The following is an 18,106-nucleotide window of genomic DNA, read 5'->3' as shown; positions in this document are numbered from 1 at the left end:
GAACTACTACCATCATGCTTAAAGCATACAGCTTGGAATAAAGATAATGAAAAAACTATTTATCACTAGTGCCGTATTATTTGCAGTTTCTTCACAATATGCACTCGCTAATAACTATAAAACGACAATTGAATACCGTCATCAATATTTAGATGCTTCTGGGAAAAGTGGCGACCGTATTAAAGCCTTTTTGGATACTGGGAAAAATATTGGCTTTGAGTTAGATGCTCGCTATGGAAATAAAGATGGCGCATATGATGCAATGAAAATTGATGGTTCTGAGTTTTCTGCATTTTATTATAAAAAACTCAATCCAAACCTCGTTGGCCTTGTTGGTGCATCTCTTGATTTTGATAAGCTCGGTCTAGTTTATGTTCCTTACGTCCGCTTAAACTATACGTTTGATAACGGTATTCGCTTACAAGGTCGTTATAAATGGAAGGTTTGGGATTATGGGCAAGTTGGTGAAAACGGCAGCAACTACCACTCTAAAGTTCAAGAATTTGATAGCTGGATTGGTTATAAATGGAATAATTTAGACTTACAATATCAATTAGACTTAATGTGGGAAATGGCTGATAACGCACAACCTATGTATAACAATAAGAAATTTGATTATCAACATAACGTGCGCCTACGTTATGATATTAAAGCTGATGATGGCGCATTATGGCGACCATTTGTTGAAGTAGGTAACGTGAAAGAAAATCGTTTCTCAAGCGACCGTCAAACCCGTTTCCGCGTTGGTATTCAATATACTTGGTAATTAAGCAGCGGTTATTATTAATCTAAAAACATTAAGACCTATTTCTGAAATATTGAATAGGTCTTTTTATTTAAAAAAACATTGAGCACCCTACATTCTACAGTAATAACAATAAAAAAAACCGGTTATGTTTTATTACTAAAAACATAACCGGTGAAATAACAAATATAGTATTAAAAAGTAATAACAATGAGCAATGCTAAATGAATTTATAACCTAACAAAATAAATTGATAACTTCACTACCCGCTAATAAATAAGCTCCCGCACCATAATCCATATTATGTTCAAAATTAACATCTCTCGGGTTAAATGCAGGTAATTGTACATAACCTAACATACCATTAGGGTGAATACAGCCGCGTAATGCGACCCAAGCCTTTTCTAATACTGGGTAAAAAGTCTTTTCATCTAAAATATTATGATTAATTCCCCATGCTATTCCATAACAAAATAACGCTGCCGCACTACTTTCAGGCGCCGGGAAACTTTGTGGGTCAAGCAAACTCGTACGCCAAAAACCATCTTCTTGCTGATAAGGAATGATTGCAGCCAGTAATTCTGTAAACAAATCAATATAACGTTGACGATCGGGATGGTCACTCGGTAAGTGTGGTAAAATCCGAGGAATTGATGCGATAACCCAACCGATCCCTCTGCTCCAAAACACTTTCTCGCCATTCGCCTCACGTAGCTCACTACCTTGGCCATCTGGGATATAACGATAATCACGATAAACAAGCCCAGTCTCAATATCGCGTAAATGCTCAATTGCATCCCAATAAGCTTGATTCATGTAGTTTAAATAACGTACATCTTTTATTTTTGCCGAAAGCGCGGCAAATGCTGGGGGCGCCATAAATAAGGCATCACACCACCACCAATCTTCGCGACCCGCTTTGGGCTCTGCTAACATCAAATCAAACGCTTTAATCGTTGGCTCAAGAACTTCCGGTTGTAAAAATTGGCTACTCGCCACTAAATAAGCTTGCGTACAAACATGGTCATCCGCAAAGCGTGCATTAGGGCCTGGGCGAAACCCAGTATGAAGTGTGTAATTCATCACACCATCAAGGTATTCCTTATCTTGTGTCGCTTGCCATGCCGCAGCAACACAAGACCACAGAACGCCACGCTCCCAATCCGTATCTTTAATAAAACGGGTTTTTCCACTACGGCGGATCACACTACGTACCTGATTCGCAGACTGAAAACGGTATACTCGTTTCATATCCTGCAAAACAGTATTTCGTTGTAGCGATTGAGGTAATAATGATTGTTCCATTCTTATTCTCCTGATGGATTAACGGGCCAACCATCCACCATCTACCGCAATGGTATAACCATTAATATAGTCACTGGCTTTTGAAGCTAAGAAAATGGCAGGCCCTGCGAGATCATCTGGAGTTCCCCAACGGCCGGCAGGTATGCGCTCCACGATTGCTGCATTACGAGCCGCATCAGCGCGCAGTGCCGCCGTATTATCTGTTGCCATATAACCTGGTGCAATGGCATTAACATTAATATTATATTGAGATAACTCTGTTGCCAGTGCGCGAGTCAGCCCCATTACCGCGGACTTACTGGCCGTATAAGATGGCACCCGAATACCACCTTGGAAAGATAGCATTGACGCAATATTAATGATTTTGCCACCATTGCCTTGTTTTACAAACTGACGGGCAACGCGTTGTGATAGGAAGAATAATGTTTTTTGGTTAATGTTGATCACATCATCCCAATCTTTTTCACTAAACTCTAATAAGTCTTCACGGCGAATAATTCCCGCATTATTAACTAATATATCAATATGACCCATTGCCGATACTGCTTCGTCAACTAAATCTTGTAAGCCTGATTGTTCCATTAAGTTCATGGTAATGTAATGAAATTTGCGCCCTAATGCTTCTATCTGCTGTCGTGTTTCAGGTGCATCTTGTACACCAACCCCAACAATATCAGCTCCTGCTTGTGCCAAACCAATAGCCATACCTTGCCCTAACCCAGTGTTACACCCCGTAACGATGGCAACTTTCCCAGTTAAATCAAATAAATTCATGATGAGTTCCTCTAACGATGTGGGAATATCCCACATCGTTTTACTGTATAAGAAAAAAAAAGAGTGAAAGGAGTAACTATTTCAGATCTTTCATTGCGACATGGTCCATATCATGGAAAACTTGATTTTCCCCAACCATGCCCCAGATAAAGGTATAAGCCGCGGTACCTACACCGGAGTGAATCGACCAGCTAGGGCTAATCACCGCTTGTTCGTTGCGGACCACAATATGGCGAGTTTCTGTTGGTTCACCCATATAGTGGAAAACCACATTATCTTCTTTCATATCGAAATACAGATAAACTTCCATACGGCGCTCATGGGTATGACATGGCATGGTATTCCACAAACTTCCCGGCTCTAATACCGTCATCCCCATTGATAACTGACATGTTGGTAGGATTGACGGGTGCAAAAATTTATAAATAGTACGGACATTGCAGTTTTCAGCATTACCCAGTTTCTCAGGCGATGCTTGGTCAATCGTAATTTTACGGCTTGGATAAGCATGGTGAGCCGGTGCACAATTGATATAAAAACGAGCAGGTTCTTTCGCATCAATACTCATAAATTCAACTGTTCGAGTCCCCATACCAATATAAATGGCTTCACGCGGGGCTATCTCAAACACATCGCCATCGATAATAACTTTACCTGCCCCACCAATATTGATTGCGCCTAATTCACGCCTTTCTAGAAAAAAATCAACACCTAAGGCTTTCCCCGCCATTAACGCTAATGGCGCACTTGTTGGAACAATACCACCGACAATAATACGGTCGATATGGCTATAAGTGAGATTCATTTCCCCTTCACGGAACAGATCCTCAATCAGAAACTGTTGACGTAACCCTTCGGTATCGAGCGTTTTAGCATGCTCACTGTGAATTGGTTGACGAATTTCCATTATAAATACCTCATAAATTTACTGATGGGTTAACCATCTTAGTGATCGGCTTTCCCGAATACAGAGTGAACGTGTTCACCTCTGATGAATGTGTCTGTTAAATAAAAATTGTTATCAACAACAGCAAAATTGGCTTGAGCACCTTTACGGATATAACCAAATTGCTCGCTAATACCGAGATATTCAGCCGGTATTGCGGTTGCCATCTGAACGGCTTCCCATTCAGGTATGTGAGCTAAGCGCACCATATTGCGCAATGCACTATCCAAGCTACATGTACTCCCCGCTAAAGAACCATCGACAGTTCGAGCTTGGCCATTCGTGACTTTGACCATTTGTGCGCCAAGGGCGTAGTCACCATCAGGAAGCCCCCCTGCCCGCATGCAATCAGTAATCAATGCAATCTGTTGGTAACCTTTTAGGCGATAAGCCAGTTCCATCATGACAGGGTGGACATGAATACCATCGGCTATCAATTCAGCGAGTACATTGTGATATAACACGGCACCACAGCAGCCAGGTTCACGGTGATGTAACCCCGTCATCCCGTTATAAAGATGCACGCCACAATCTGCGCCACGCGCAAAAGCTTGGCTAGTCTGCTCATAATCCGCCGCAGTATGTGCAACACTGGTTTTAATTTTATGTTCAACAAGCCAATCAATAGCTGAAGTGGCGCCTTCAGCTTCAGGGGCTATAGCAACACGCAGTAAAGAACCTTCTGCACATCGATAAAGCTCATCAAGCTCAGCAACTGTAGGCGCTTTAAGGTATTTCACTGGATGCGACCCACGATGCCTTTCTGTGAAATAAGGGCCTTCAAGGAAGCTTCCTAGCAGTTGTGCACCGGATGTTTGTGGTTTGGAGGTAAAGTCTCGGATGCTGGTTAACGCTTGCTGGATATCATCCATTGGGGCTGTGACCGTCGTACCGACCCATGCCACAACTCCCGTTTGGACTAATTCATCTGAGATGGTTTGCAAAGCAGATTGACTTGCATCCATCACATCACAGCCGGCTCGTCCATGAATATGAATATCGACGAATCCGGGTAGCAAACTGCGGTCTTTAAGATGGATAATCGGGCAGTTTTCAGGCGCGATATTCGTAACTTCCTGTACAATGCCATCATTTATCACCACATACTGCTGGTAACGGATGCCCTCTGGAGTGAACGTCCTATCCGCTAAAATTGCATATTGCTGGTTCATAAACCATCTTCTTCATTTTCAGGTTCAGACGACATAGCAAGCTGCTCACGGAGGTCTTGGATACTTGTCATACCAATCTCTCTCAGAACCGACAGTAACTCACTGGCGGTGGTATCTTCACGTTCAAATGCAGCATTAACTATCATAGGAAGGTTGACGCCAGCTAAGACTTCAACAGAGGGGTTTTCCATCATAATTGCCATGGCACGATTACATGGAGTGCCACCCGGAAGGTCGGTGAGGAAAACAACTTGCTCACAAGACATCGATTGAATAGCGGCACGCATTTGCTGCTCTAATTCATCGGGCGATATTGATTCAATGAAATCAATAAACACCATATTCTCCTGTTCACCTGCGATAGCTTTTACTGCCGATGCCATACCACTTGCAAAATTGAGGTGACCCGAAATAATCAAACCAATCATTCGTATACTCCTAAGCGGGCAAACCCATTTGCCCGCAAATATCTAACTTACTTACAGAACACCCAATACGTGACCAATCACACCGAATGCCAACATTGAAAAAATAAGTACAGGAGGTTTAGCCCAAAAGCCTGTGCCCTTGACCATTTTGAACATCAGGAAAACCAAGCCTAGCGGTAGTAAATTCGGCATAATTTTGTCGAATAATGCACTTTGCAGCTCAACAACCTTGCCACCTAATTCAATCGAGGCCGTTGTTTGCACCTTTATGAAAGTAGCGGATAACGCACCGATAACAAAAATCCCCATAATGTTGGCGGCTTTCGCTAATTTTTCAGTCGCATCACTCATATTGACCATCGCAGCTGTACCTGCGCGATAGCCCATAAACATCAAACCGAAATACACAAAGAAGTGGATTATTTGATAGAGAAAGAAAAAGACAAACGGCCCTGCAATAGACCCTTCCATTGCAATAGAAGCGCCTAATGCTAACGTCAATGGCATTAATGTCATGTGGTCGATAGCATCACCAATCCCACCAGTAGGCCCCATACCTGCAACTTTCATCACGTTGACCGTTGAAGGCTTCTCTTTGTTTTCCTCCATAGCAACCGCTGTGCCGAGCAAAAACGTAAACAACTTTGGACTCGCATTGAAAAATTGCAGATGGTTTTTTAGTGATGTCGCATAGTCCCGCTTGTTGTTTCCATGGATTTTGCGCAAAGCAGGGATAATTGAAAAAGCAAATCCACCACCTTGCATGCGTTCGAAGTTAAAATTACCTTCCATAAATAAACCACGAAACGCACATTTCCAAAGATCGCCTTTCGTTATTACCTTACGAACCGTTGTATCCTGATACTCATCAACACCATCAACATAGGACTCAACAGGGAGGTTTTTCGTTTGTTCGATTGCTTTGTTATCAGATACCATCTTCAAAATCCTCATTTTTCTGTGAGTTATTGTTGTTACTGTTACCGCTGAAGAAGTAATACAGTGCTGCTGCGGATGCGCCAAGTATTGCTACCGCCATGATGGGAAGCTTCAAGTAAGTTGTCATAACAAATCCAACGAAGAACACGCCCGCCACTTCTTTTGACCACATGATTTTTAACAACATAGCAAAGCCAATTGCTGGTACCATTTTCGCGCCAATACCTAAACCTTCTAGCAATACTTTTGGCGTGTTTTGATCTATCCATTCCGCAGCATGTTCACCAAAATAAACCGTGACGAATGCAACAATGGAATACAGTAATGAACGAACAGTAATAGTGGCTATCAACAGTCGAGAAATACCCGATGCATCGGCTTTTTCTGCATAACGGTCTGCTTTACCCATAGTAAATGCAGTCATGGCGAAGAAACCGATAATGATCATTTGCATTAGCACTGCGATAGGCATCCCAATCCCCATCGCAACTGCAGGTGATTGATTAGTCATGATGGCAAAAGCAACGGCCGCTATAGTCCCTAATGTGACATCTGGTGGCTGAGCCCCTGCATTAGGAACTAACCCTAACCATGCAAGTTCCAGCGTAGCGCCTGCAATCAAACCGACTTGCATATCACCCATAATCAACCCAACAACAGGGCCTGTAATGAGTGGCCTGTGAATGTTTAGCGCAACATCATACTTATCTATACCGCAAAAGAAGGCCCATAAAGCCACAAGAGAAGCTTCATAAATCATAATAATTCCTTAAACACAGTTGTTTTAAGTTATGCCTCAAGCAGCCTTAAGCCGTTGCAAGCGCTAACACATCCACTGGAGATTGGTCAGGTGTATTTTGCACGGTACAGGTGACGCCTTTATCCACCAAACGGCGAAATGCCTCCAAATCACGTTCATCAACAGACACCGTCTTCGCAATCTGTCTTTTCCCTTCATGGAAATGCATATTGCCAACATTACAGTGCGTTATAGGAACACCACCTTCAACTAAACGAGCAACGTCAGTTGGGTTATTGCAAAGTACAAAAATTTTCTGGCGAGGAGATGCTTTACTAATCACATCAATGGTTTTTTGAATAGAGAAAAAGCGGACCGCATATTCTCCACCTGCTGATGCTTTCATGCCAGCTTGCATAAAAGCAGAATTGGGTCCATCAGCAGCGTCATCATTCGCAACAAGAATTAAATTTGCTTCCGTGTGTTTACCCCATGTAATACGAATTTGCCCATGTAATAAACGTTCATCGATTCGGGTCCAGACAATATTTGGTGTGTGCATAACTTGCTCTCTTATTATTTGTTGTGTCTATCTCAAGATAGCGATTCGCCATCTTTTTGATATGAGAACGGGTAAATAGTAACACCTTGAACAACCCGGTTAATTTCTCCTGTTGGAGAAGGGTTATCCGGTGTATTCCCCAGTGCAATAGAGCTATGAAAAGCAAATGCTTGCGCTAACATTAGATAAGGAAATAGTAACGCTGCGTCAGAACAATGCTCCAGTTTTGAAATATAAATGAAATTATCTTTCAAAAAAATATCTTCAGAGGACGCAGTGATCCCGATCACCTTGGATGATGCATTATCGTGAATTACCTCTCGTAATAAGTCAGTTTCATACTGTCTGGTATACGGGTCATTCGAAAGAAATAAAACGACTAGCGTGTCTTTGTTAACGATTGATTTAGGGCCATGACGAAATCCTAATGGAGTATCAAAACTAGCCACCACTTTACCTGCGGTAAGCTCTAACATTTTCAAAGCCGCTTCCTGTGCAAGCCCCTGAAGCCCCCCACTACCTAAATAAATCACACGTTTGAATTTACCTGCATAGCTCTCACGAATTATTCGGTTAAACTGCTGATAATTATCATGATATTGAGTGAAAAATGGTAAGATTTGTTTATTAAAGAAAGTATCATCTAAGAAAATGGATAGTGCGGCCATCATCATAGATGAAAAACTTGATGTCATGGCTAAAGAGCGGTCATTCGACTCTTCTGGCATCAAAAGTGCCAATGCATTAGGGTTATTTTGGCAATATTGGAATAATTGCCCCTGTGAATTGCAAGTCAGCACTAAGTGGTAACATTGAGATAAACACTTTTCAGCGACATCAAGAGCTGCAACACTTTCAGGGCTATTTCCAGAGCGAGCAAAAGAAACTAACAAGGTCGGCACATCTTCAGCTAAATACTCTTTCGGGTCAGAAACCAAATCTGTTGTTGCTATTGCATCAACACGACGCTTAAGATGCCCAGTTAATATAGGAGCCAGTGCACGTCCGGCAAATGCAGAAGTGCCTGCTCCAGTCATAATAATACGAGCATCTGGTGCTGATAAAACTTTAGCTAAAAACGCATCAATTTCAGTACGTAATGCTTTCACTGATAACGCCGTTTTTTGCCAACATTCAGGTTGCTGCTCAATTTCTTTTGCTGTCCAGAACGCATTAAGTTGTTCTAGTTCAGCCGGTTGATAACTTAAATATTCCATGTCAAACCTCAGTGACTGAATTTACACGCATCGGCGTACACCGATAACACATCGCGAATTTTTGCGAAAACAAACGACTTAGGTGAGCCATCAATCAGACCTTCTCTCAATTGTTTAAATTGATGTGGCAGATATTGGCTAAGTAAAGGTAATGGGATTGGTTTAGCAGATAAATTATTCATTAGCTTATCTATTGCATCGCTAATTTCTTTATCCGGCCAATAGTAACGAATGCGGTCGCTGAAGCTATATACCCGAGCAAATGCTTGTTGGTGAATATCGCCATGATAATACTTCTGCCAGAAATGCGGCTCGCTACACATCAAGCGCTCCATTTTTTCTTTTAAATGAGAACATTGCTTGGCAGGAAACATTTCATTCTCAATTTCGCACAATGAATACAGCGCTTCGCGCATTGCAAACGTCAATGCGGGGCCTACTTTCAAAATAGCAAAATGGTCACGAACCAATTGTTTATAAGCATCTTCTGTTTGGTAATCAGTTGAGTGAGCTTCGAAAACCAGATGTGAATAATCATCAACTACTTTACTCAATGCCTGTGCTTTTTCGGGTTGATAATCAATCACACCGGTATGATCAAATTCCACTCCAGGTTGAACGACCAATCCGATAACCCGTTGCCAACAATCCCCCACACCTGCTTTTTCGAATGCTTTCGCATGACACTCTAAGGTTTTGCGAGCGGCATCAGGAGAAGTGACCTCCACACCCTCTAAAGCTTCTGTGGCTCCGCCGGGAACAGGAACTTCAGTACCAATGACATACACAATATCGCTACGACCGAATTGTTGTTTTGCTGTTTTTTCTGCGATAACCGCAAGGCGAGCCGCCCGCTCAGCAACAATTTCATCGGTTAAAGGAACAGGGTCATCAGCGCAAGACATGCTGCAATCTAAATGAATTTTTTTAAATCCAGCGGCAACATAAGCTGCGATTAAAACATCGGCATTATCCATAGCATCTGCAGCAGGGAGGTCTTGCCAACGGTTAGGGCCTAAATGGTCACCACCAAGAATTAGCTGATTGAGAGGAAAGCCAACTTTCTCTGCTTTTTCAGTAACATAATGATAAAAATCAGCAGGTGTCATACCGGTATAACCACCGAATTGATCAACCTGATTAGAAGTGGCTTCAATAAGAAGAAAGGAATTATTGTCCAACGCTTGCTGCAATGATGCTTCAATAACAAAAGGATGAGCAGAACAAACAGAATAAATACCGTTCTGTTGACCTAACTTATTTTGCTGAACAATTTTTTCTAAAGGATGCATTAATACTAACTCCACAATCAACACCGGCAGTGCTGTTAATGGAGTTAGTCAGCTATAAATCTTTATCGACGATAATGACTTCGATTTTATGGTCCTTTAACTCTTGGACATATTCATCAGGAATACCAGAGTCTGTTACCAAAATATCAATATCACCAAACTCACGGATCATATGACAGCTACGTTTACCGAATTTCGTAGAATCAGCAACTGCAATAATAGTCTCTGAGATATCACACATTAAACGGTTGAGGCTCGCCTCTTGTTCATTGTGTGTCGTGATACCAACACGTAAATCGAATCCGTCAACCCCAAGAAAAACCTTATCAAATCGGTAATTTCTTAGGCTGCTTTCTGCTTGAGAGCCAGAAAACGATAAAGCATTCTTTCGCAATGCACCGCCTGTCATTAATACATCAACGCCTGCGGTATTCGCCAACTCCATTGCAACATCTAAACCGTTAGTCATGACCACTACGTTTTCACGCGATTTTAAATGTGTCGCGATTTCACGCGTAGTTGTCCCCGAGTCTAAAATAACGGTATCCCCATCCTTAATTAGCGTGGCGGCAGCTTTCCCTATTAACGTTTTTGTTCCCGCATTTTGCCCACGTTTTTCGTGGATACTCAGTTCTGCAATAAACCCTGTATTCGGTATTGCAGCGCCATGAGAGCGAATAACATAACCATTTTTTTCAAGAAAACTTAAATCGCTGCGAATGGTGACACTTGAAACTTTAAAAATTTCGGCTAGATCCTCAACTCTGGCTTTACCATGTTGGTTAACCATGTCGAGTATTTCCATACGCCGCTCAACTGCCGCTTTCACTTTCGTCTCCTTACGAAACCAAACAAAAGACTTTCATTTGATTTCGAAATTAGTTTACTACGCCAAAAATTACCGACAACGTAAAAAAACAAAACTTTTGATCTCTTTCACAAAGTTTCGATTTGTTCACTATTTGCTTACGGATATTTTCATAATTGAAATATCATAGCTTCGAATGAGAAACTATCCAATATATAAAGTGTTAATCAGTGTATTTTAATTAATCTAATCGTCAGACTGTCGCCTCTAAGCCCAGATTCGTGAAATTTTAGTAATGAAATGACTCTAAAATTAGCAAAACGTGCTGAAAAAACTTTTTCTATTCGAAAGATGTCGGGTTCCGTTTAATTAAAAAGTATATTTTGGAATTTTAACGACACGATACTTTATCGTGAATCCCCCATTTATTCCTCTCCCCCCACCTTTCAAAATCTTTCATTTTCCATTTTTGTGATTTCAATCTCTTTTGATTTTACGAAAATTGCGTAATGCTATAAAAATAACCTGACTTCTTTCGGATAAAAAAATGGCTTCTAACCAACCAACTAACTTTCATATGATGGCGAAACCCACTAGCTATCGCTGTAATATCAAGTGTGAATACTGTTTTTATCTCGAAAAAGAGAATGTATTTAACGAAGAAGTAGCAGATAACCATCATGACGTGATGCCTGACAATGTATTACGTCGTTACATTAAAGACTATATTCAGTCTAACGCGAGTGACCAAATTGATTTTTCATGGCAAGGCGGAGAACCAACACTCGCTGGGTTAGCGTTTTTTGAGCGTGTTGTGAAGTATCAAAAACAATACGCACAAGGAAAAACGATCACAAATAGTGTCCAAACCAATGCAATTGCAATAAACCGTCAATGGGCACAATTTTTTGCCGATCACCAGTTTTTACTCGGGGTTTCTATTGATGGACTTGAAGCGGTGCATGATAAATATCGTATTTCAGTCAATGGTAACCCAACCTTCGAACGCGTTAAAAAATCAATTCAGTTACTCAACGAATATGGTGTTCAATTTAATACACTTACCGTCGTGAACGATCAGAATTGGCGTAAAGGAAAAGAAACGTATCAAGCACTAAAAGATATCGGCTCGACATTCTTTCAATTTATTCCAATTGTTGAAGTAGACCGACGTTTTCCACATATGCAAGGGGGGCACTATGCGCCCGGTCCGAATGCTGTTATGGCGTCTTTCTCAGTTTCAAGTGAAGGATACGGACAATTTATGGCTGATATTTTCGACGAATGGATACGCCAAGGTGATGTAGGAAAAGTATACATCCGTTTGTTCGATAGCTTACTTGGTACATGGATGGGTTATCCTGCGTCCACTTGTATTCAATCCAAAACCTGTGGACAAGCATTAATCATTGAATCTAATGGTGATGTTTACTCCTGTGACCACTACGTTTACCCTGCAAACCGCTTAGGTAGCGTCCAAGAAAACACCTTAGCTCGTTTAGTTTCTTCTAAGCAACAGACACGCTTTGGTCAAAATAAATACGACAAACTCACCAGTATTTGCCAACGTTGTGAAGTCCAAAGCTTATGCTACGGTGGCTGCCCTAAACACCGAATTGTGGCAATTGATGGAGAAAAATATCGCCACAATTACTTGTGCCGTTCTTATAAAAAAATATTTCATCATACCGCACTAGGCATGCAGTTAATGCAGCAAGCTATTTCCCGCGGGGGATTGGCTAGCGATGCACTCCCTGCCTTAAAAAAAGCTTATTTTCAATAAATTAACCTTTCTGGAGAGACTTTTGTGATCTTACCTACTGTAAAAAAAAGCCTACTTGCTGGCCTTATAGCCACTAGTTGCTTAAGTTTTCCCTTAGCTGCAACTGCTGGAGGAACCCCTGAAAAACCCAATGTTTTACTTATTGTTATGGATGATTTAGGGACTGGTCAGCTTGATTTTGTGTTAGACAATCTTGATGTTAACGAGCTAGCAAAACGCCCTACCGCCCAACGTTATGATGGCGACATAAATAAAATGGTCGAAGCCGCGAAAATTGCGATGCCAAATGTCACTGAAATGGCAGCCGGCGGAATTAAAATGACTAACGCCTTTGTTGCTCACCCAGTTTGTGGGCCGTCTAGAGCAGGGATTTTTACTGGTCGCTCCCCTGCAAGCTTCGGTACCTATAGTAATGATGATGCTATGTTAGGCATTCCAGAGGACATAAAATTATTACCCGCTTTATTCCAAGCCGATGGTTATGCAACTGCCAGCATTGGGAAGTGGCATAATGCGAAAGTGATCAAAAAGCCCAAGATAGCTGAAGATAAACAAACTCGTGATTATCATGACAACATGATATCAACACCAGAACCTGGGTTTGCCCCCCATGAAAGGGGTTTTGATTATGCCTACAGTTATTATGCCTCTGGCGCAGCGTTGTGGAATTCACCAGCGATTTGGCGTAATGGGGAAAATGTCCCTGCTTCTGGCTACCTGACTCATTTATTGACGGATGAAACTGTCAAATTCATAGACAGTCATAAAGATAAGCCTTTCTTTATTAATTTGTCGTATAGCGTGCCTCATATCCCACTTGAGGAGGCTTCACCTGCCAAATATATGGATAAATTTAATACAGGTAATGTTGAAGCTGATAAGTATTTTGCCGCTCTGAATGCCGCAGATGAAGGGATCGGAAAAATAATTGCCACGTTGAAAGAAAATGGAGAATTACAAAATACGTTAATTTTCTTTATTTCAGATAACGGGGCTGTTCATGAATCCCCAATGCCAATGAACGCAATGGATAAAGGCTTCAAAGGCCAAATGTTTAATGGCGGAGTGCGTGTCCCTTTTGTTGCTTATTGGCCGGGCCATATCCCAGCAGGTAAACAGAGTGACATCATGGTTTCAGCTATCGATATCCTGCCGACGGCGCTGAAAAGTGCAGGAATAACTATCCCAGATACCCTGAAAGTAGAAGGGAAAGATATTATGCCCGTATTAATAGGCAAAGACGATAAATCTCCACATCAATACCTTTATTGGACAGGCCCAGGGACTAAACACTACAGCGAAGAAAATCAGGCATTCTGGCACGGTTACCATGAATGGATAACATACCAACGTAAAGAAATCCCTAATAACCCTAACCTAGAAAAACTATCAAAAGGCTCATGGGCGATCCGTGATGGCGAATGGGCTCTGTATTTTTATGACGATGGCTCAAACCAACCTAAGCTATTCAATGATAAACAAGACCCTGCTGAATCAATTGATTTAGCACGTCAGTATCCAGAAAAAGTTAAACAGCTAAAATCTGCTTATTATCATTGGGTTAAAGACAAACCAAAACCTGTTGTATGGGGACAAGACCGTTACCAAATACTTGTTGATTCTGCACGATAGAATCGGATCTTTGGCCAATTAAGTGAGCATGGAAGCTCGCTTTTTCTAACAATCGAGAATAAATATGACTACACCTATTATTCCTACTGAACGTCCAAAACTCCCCTATGAACACCCTAATATAGCCATCTATCAACGACTGTTTAAAGAAAATATTATTAGAAGATGTATCCGAAAACGGGCTTACCACCACCATGACCAACTTATTGCCGATACCTTTCGCGATAATCAAAAGCCATTATTATTTCTTTGCGAAACACTCACTCGCTATGTCACGGAGGCTTTTCATCATTATCAAGTTTGGGATTATACCCATGCTTATTACCCCGGAAGCCCCGGACAACAAACCGTCAAGACAGATGCTATGGAAGGTGTTAGCCGAGTATTACCCCTGCTTGCAGCATGGTTAGTTCATCATCAGCAACCGATAATCAAAGGGCTAAACCAACAACCATTTAATATTGCAGAGATGATTAAAAGCGCATTTGTGAATGGGACAAACCCTTCCCATAAAGGCTATTGGGGGAAGCTTGAAAACTACGACCAAAAAATATGTGAATCTGCAGACTTAGCTCTCACCCTTTGGCTCAGTCGTAAATGGGTATGGGATCAGCTTGATATTAGCTTACAACACCAAATTATCACGTGGTTCGAACAAGTTAATCACTGCGAAATCGTTGATAATAACTGGCATTTATTCCCACTCACCGTCCAATTTGTTATCAAAGCATTGACGGGAACTGACCATATTGCCCATTGGCGTTATAACAGAATTAAACAATTTTATGCTGGCGACGGTTGGTTCCGTGATGGTGCAAAAGGGAATTTTGATTATTACAATGCTTGGGGTTTTTACTATGGGCTTTACTGGCTAAACCAAATTATTCCAGGCTTCGATCATGAATTTATAAAGCAATCCCTTAATCAGTTTAATCGCAGCTATCTACCATTTATTACAACCAAAGGTATTCCATTTTTTGGGCGCAGTGCATGTTACCGTTTAGCGGTGTCAACTCCATTAATCGCAGGTGTTGATTTAGGTTGTGATTCCGTCAGTATCGGTCAAGCCAAACATGCCTTAGAAAGCACACTTCGCTACTTTATTAGTAATGGTGCATTAAAAGCGGGAGCACCAACGCAAGGCTTATTCGCGCAAGACTCTCGTCTTGTCGATAATTACAGCGGACCTGCAAGCAGTTTCTGGTCATTACGGTCTGTGGTCATCGCTTTATATTGTGGTGAACGGCTTCAGCTTTGGCAAACTCCCACCAGCGAACTTCCAATCGAAAAGGCCGATTTTCGTTTCGAAATTCCATCGATTCATGCTTCGGTAATAGGAGTTAAAGATACGCAGGAAGTTACGGTGATATTTCGGCAGGAGTATACTCAACAGCAGTCTCCTTTAAGTCGCCGCTTAGATAAACAACCTCTCACTCAAAAGGTAATTGAAACAATTATAGGTCAATCAAAACGTCCTAAAAACAACCTATTACGTAAAGGTGTGACAACTTATAGTTCTAAAATGAGTCATTTTTTTTAGTTTTCTTTCATTACCTTTCGGTGTGAAACAAATAAAATGTGATTTAGATCTTTTACCTTTCTTTATCTTTCGATTATTATAAATCGAAATTAAATGAAAGAAGAGGCAACTATGTTTCTCGTATCGACCCGTAGTATGTTAAATAAAGCCCAACAAGGTGGCTATGCTGTGCCTGCATTCAACATCCACAATCTCGAGACTATTCAAGTTGTGATGGAAACTGCCGCAGAAATGGGGTCTCCAGTGATCCTCGCAGGAACACCAAGTACCTTTGCCTATGCGGGGAGTGATTATCTTATTGCTATCTGCCAGCAAGCGGCTGAACGCTATCATATTCCTGTCGCATTACACCTAGACCATCATGAAGATATTCCTGATATTTTCCAAAAGGTGGTCTCAGGAGTGCGTTCCGCAATGATAGATGCATCCCACTTTCCTTTCGAAGAAAATATTCAAATTGTTAAACAAGTTGTTGATTACTGTCACCAATGGGATTGTACCGTAGAAGCGGAACTTGGACGCTTAGGGGGCCAAGAAGATGATTTGGTCGTTGATGCTGCAGATGCTTTATTTACAGACCCAGAGTCTGCCGTAAAATTTATCCAACGCACTGGTATTGACTCACTTGCGGTCGCAATTGGTACAGCTCATGGTATGTATAAAAGCGAGCCGCACTTAGATTTTGACCGTTTACAAGCAATCCGTCAAAAAACAGAAATACCACTAGTATTACATGGTGCATCAGGCATACCCGATGCAGATGTACGCCATTGTATTGATCTAGGTATTTGTAAGGTAAATGTGGCAACTGAACTGAAAATAGCCTTTTCCGATGCCATCAAACACTACTTTCTTGAAAACCCAGATGCTACTGACCCTCGTCACTATTTAGTTCCAGGCAAAGCTGCAATGAAATCGGTTGTCATGGATAAAATTCGCGTTTGTAAAAGTGATGGAAAGTTATAATTCATTGAAATAAATAATAAAGGAATGACATGAAACAAGTTGCTGTATTACTCGCAGATGGCTTCGAAGAAGGTGAAGCCGTCGTTTTCATTGATATTATGCGTCGATTAGATATTCATGTTGATGTTCTTTCATGTATGGATACCCTGACACTAAATACTTATTTTGAAACTAAAATTAGTGCTGACTACTTGTTAACAGAAAAACTATCTCACAGTTATGACGCAGTAATGATGCCTGGCGGCCCAAAAGGCACCGATCGCCTTAGTAGCTCACCACAAGTTATTGAGTTTCTTCGCCGTCATATTTCTGAAGATAAATATATTTGTGCCCTATGTTCCTCTGGTGCCAAAGTACTCGCAGCTCATCAGTTACTTGAAGGTAGACATTATAGTACTGGTGATAAACTTGCTGAAAAATATAATGATGGGCACTACGTTGATCAAGACGTTGTTGTGGATGGTAAATTTATTAGTGCAAAAGGGCTAGGTGTCAGCTTTGAATTTGCATTTACTGTCGCTCGCTATTTACTTGCAGACAATACTGAGAAAGTAGATTGGCAAGCAAAGCATATCTACTTTAAGCACTGGCCATTGCCTTATTTGTAATCCCTTAATTAACGGGATAGTGCGCTGTAACCTCAACTCGCACTAAAGGCGGCCTTCAGCCTTTAGTGCTTTTTAAGACCGAGCAATATAAAAAAACCGTTTTCACTGGTAATCGCAGGGGGTTTTATCGCCCATTTCATTGAAATAGAGCTTATTTTTCTCATTATTTCAGACGTATTCACGTAAAAGAAAACATAATAAAACCACTAAATAGTTACCTACTTTAGTCTGTTCCCCAGTTTATCAACGATAACCTCACCATCTTCTTTGATAAACACCTTTTGCTGCGGATTTGGCAATATGTCTAATACCACTTCAGATGGCCTGCATAATTTCACACCTAATGGCGTTACCACAATCGGCCTATTAATCAATATTGGGTACTGCAACATAAAATCAATTAATTGGTCATCGGTATAAATCGTTTTTTCTAAGCTTAGTTGCTCATACGGTTCCACATTTTTGCGTAATAGCTCTCTTACCGTAATGTTCATATCTATAATCAGTTGAACTAATACATTTTTAGTGGGTGGCGTTTCTAAATAATAAATAATCGTCGGTTCAATGCCACTATTGCGGATCATCGCTAGAGTGTTGCGTGAAGTACCACAATCTGGGTTATGGTAAATTGTAATTTCATTCATGGAGTT

At 41.2% G+C, this 18,106-nt stretch carries 18 protein-coding genes; 6 read left to right on the top strand and 12 right to left on the bottom strand.

The window, feature by feature from the left end; translation table 11 throughout:
- The first annotated feature begins 46 nt into the window (after positions 1-46).
- Positions 47-766 carry an oligogalacturonate-specific porin KdgM family protein gene (locus tag ABE954_RS06420; protein WP_042845267.1) on the top strand — a complete coding sequence of 240 codons (720 nt, stop codon included), beginning with the start codon at positions 47-49 and terminating at the stop codon, positions 764-766.
- Between the two features lie 216 nt (positions 767-982).
- Here the strand turns inward: ABE954_RS06420 and ABE954_RS06415 are convergent, their stop codons facing one another.
- The 11 genes from ABE954_RS06415 to agaR all read right to left on the bottom strand — a co-directional run bounded on the left by ABE954_RS06415 (position 983) and on the right by agaR (position 10,948).
- Positions 983-2,050 carry a glycoside hydrolase family 105 protein gene (locus tag ABE954_RS06415; protein ID WP_042845268.1) on the bottom strand — a complete coding sequence of 356 codons (1,068 nt, stop codon included), beginning with the start codon at positions 2,048-2,050 and terminating at the stop codon, positions 983-985.
- 18 nt (positions 2,051-2,068) lie between these two features.
- Positions 2,069-2,824, bottom strand: a complete 756-nt coding sequence (gene kduD / locus ABE954_RS06410; RefSeq protein ID WP_042845271.1) for a 2-dehydro-3-deoxy-D-gluconate 5-dehydrogenase KduD — start codon at positions 2,822-2,824, stop codon at positions 2,069-2,071.
- Between the two features lie 76 nt (positions 2,825-2,900).
- Positions 2,901-3,731, bottom strand: a complete 831-nt coding sequence (kduI, locus tag ABE954_RS06405; RefSeq protein WP_042845272.1) for a 5-dehydro-4-deoxy-D-glucuronate isomerase — start codon at positions 3,729-3,731, stop codon at positions 2,901-2,903.
- Positions 3,732-3,769: 38 nt separating this feature from the next.
- The gene (gene nagA, locus ABE954_RS06400; RefSeq protein ID WP_042845274.1) at positions 3,770-4,942 is read right to left on the bottom strand and encodes an N-acetylglucosamine-6-phosphate deacetylase; all 1,173 of its coding nucleotides are present in this window, start codon (positions 4,940-4,942) and stop codon (positions 3,770-3,772) included.
- Positions 4,939-5,370, bottom strand: coding sequence for a PTS galactosamine/N-acetylgalactosamine transporter subunit IIA (gene agaF / locus ABE954_RS06395; RefSeq protein WP_048608013.1), 432 nt, complete (start codon positions 5,368-5,370; stop codon positions 4,939-4,941). Before agaF ends, nagA begins: the two co-directional genes overlap by 4 nt.
- 51 nt (positions 5,371-5,421) lie before the next feature.
- Positions 5,422-6,309 (bottom strand): PTS system mannose/fructose/sorbose family transporter subunit IID, encoded by an 888-nt coding sequence (locus tag ABE954_RS06390; protein ID WP_042845278.1) that lies wholly within the window; start codon positions 6,307-6,309, stop codon positions 5,422-5,424.
- Positions 6,299-7,069: a PTS N-acetylgalactosamine transporter subunit IIC gene (agaW, locus tag ABE954_RS06385; RefSeq protein ID WP_042845280.1), complete on the bottom strand. Its 771-nt coding sequence runs from the start codon at positions 7,067-7,069 to the stop codon at positions 6,299-6,301. Before agaW ends, ABE954_RS06390 begins: the two co-directional genes overlap by 11 nt.
- A 46-nt stretch (positions 7,070-7,115) precedes the next feature.
- The gene (gene agaV / locus ABE954_RS06380) at positions 7,116-7,610 is read right to left on the bottom strand and encodes a PTS N-acetylgalactosamine transporter subunit IIB (RefSeq protein WP_042845281.1); all 495 of its coding nucleotides are present in this window, start codon (positions 7,608-7,610) and stop codon (positions 7,116-7,118) included.
- A 32-nt stretch (positions 7,611-7,642) separates the two neighbouring features.
- Positions 7,643-8,827 carry an SIS domain-containing protein gene (locus ABE954_RS06375; RefSeq protein ID WP_206227030.1) on the bottom strand — a complete coding sequence of 395 codons (1,185 nt, stop codon included), beginning with the start codon at positions 8,825-8,827 and terminating at the stop codon, positions 7,643-7,645.
- Between the two features lie 8 nt (positions 8,828-8,835).
- Complete coding sequence (gene kbaZ, locus ABE954_RS06370) at positions 8,836-10,119, bottom strand: tagatose-bisphosphate aldolase subunit KbaZ (RefSeq protein WP_129466363.1); 1,284 nt, start codon at positions 10,117-10,119, stop codon at positions 8,836-8,838.
- Between the two features lie 52 nt (positions 10,120-10,171).
- Complete coding sequence (gene agaR, locus ABE954_RS06365) at positions 10,172-10,948, bottom strand: transcriptional repressor AgaR (protein ID WP_042845288.1); 777 nt, start codon at positions 10,946-10,948, stop codon at positions 10,172-10,174.
- Between the two features lie 526 nt (positions 10,949-11,474).
- On the opposite strand from agaR, the gene ABE954_RS06360 reads away from it, so the two are divergent.
- The 5 genes from ABE954_RS06360 (at position 11,475) to ABE954_RS06340 (ending at position 17,456) form a co-directional block, all read left to right on the top strand.
- Complete coding sequence (locus ABE954_RS06360; protein WP_042845289.1) at positions 11,475-12,710, top strand: anaerobic sulfatase maturase; 1,236 nt, start codon at positions 11,475-11,477, stop codon at positions 12,708-12,710.
- A 24-nt stretch (positions 12,711-12,734) separates the two neighbouring features.
- A complete protein-coding gene (locus tag ABE954_RS06355) occupies positions 12,735-14,342 on the top strand; it encodes a sulfatase (protein ID WP_281110441.1) in 1,608 nt (535 codons plus the stop codon).
- 64 nt (positions 14,343-14,406) lie between these two features.
- Positions 14,407-15,882 carry a DUF2264 domain-containing protein gene (locus ABE954_RS06350; protein WP_042845291.1) on the top strand — a complete coding sequence of 492 codons (1,476 nt, stop codon included), beginning with the start codon at positions 14,407-14,409 and terminating at the stop codon, positions 15,880-15,882.
- Positions 15,883-15,993: 111 nt separating this feature from the next.
- Positions 15,994-16,848 (top strand): tagatose bisphosphate family class II aldolase, encoded by an 855-nt coding sequence (locus tag ABE954_RS06345; RefSeq protein WP_042845292.1) that lies wholly within the window; start codon positions 15,994-15,996, stop codon positions 16,846-16,848.
- 29 nt (positions 16,849-16,877) lie between these two features.
- Positions 16,878-17,456, top strand: a complete 579-nt coding sequence (locus ABE954_RS06340) for a DJ-1/PfpI family protein (RefSeq protein ID WP_042845293.1) — start codon at positions 16,878-16,880, stop codon at positions 17,454-17,456.
- 218 nt (positions 17,457-17,674) lie between these two features.
- On the opposite strand, the gene arsC is transcribed toward ABE954_RS06340, so the two are convergent.
- Positions 17,675-18,100, bottom strand: a complete 426-nt coding sequence (gene arsC / locus ABE954_RS06335; protein ID WP_042845294.1) for a glutaredoxin-dependent arsenate reductase — start codon at positions 18,098-18,100, stop codon at positions 17,675-17,677.
- Positions 18,101-18,106 lie beyond the last annotated feature (6 nt).

Source organism: Providencia sp. TYF-12 (genome assembly GCF_041344805.1).
Classification (GTDB): Bacteria; Pseudomonadota; Gammaproteobacteria; order Enterobacterales; family Enterobacteriaceae; genus Providencia; species Providencia huashanensis.
The sequence above is the reverse complement of the archived record's forward strand: the minus strand, read 5'-3'. Positions and strand labels throughout refer to the sequence as shown.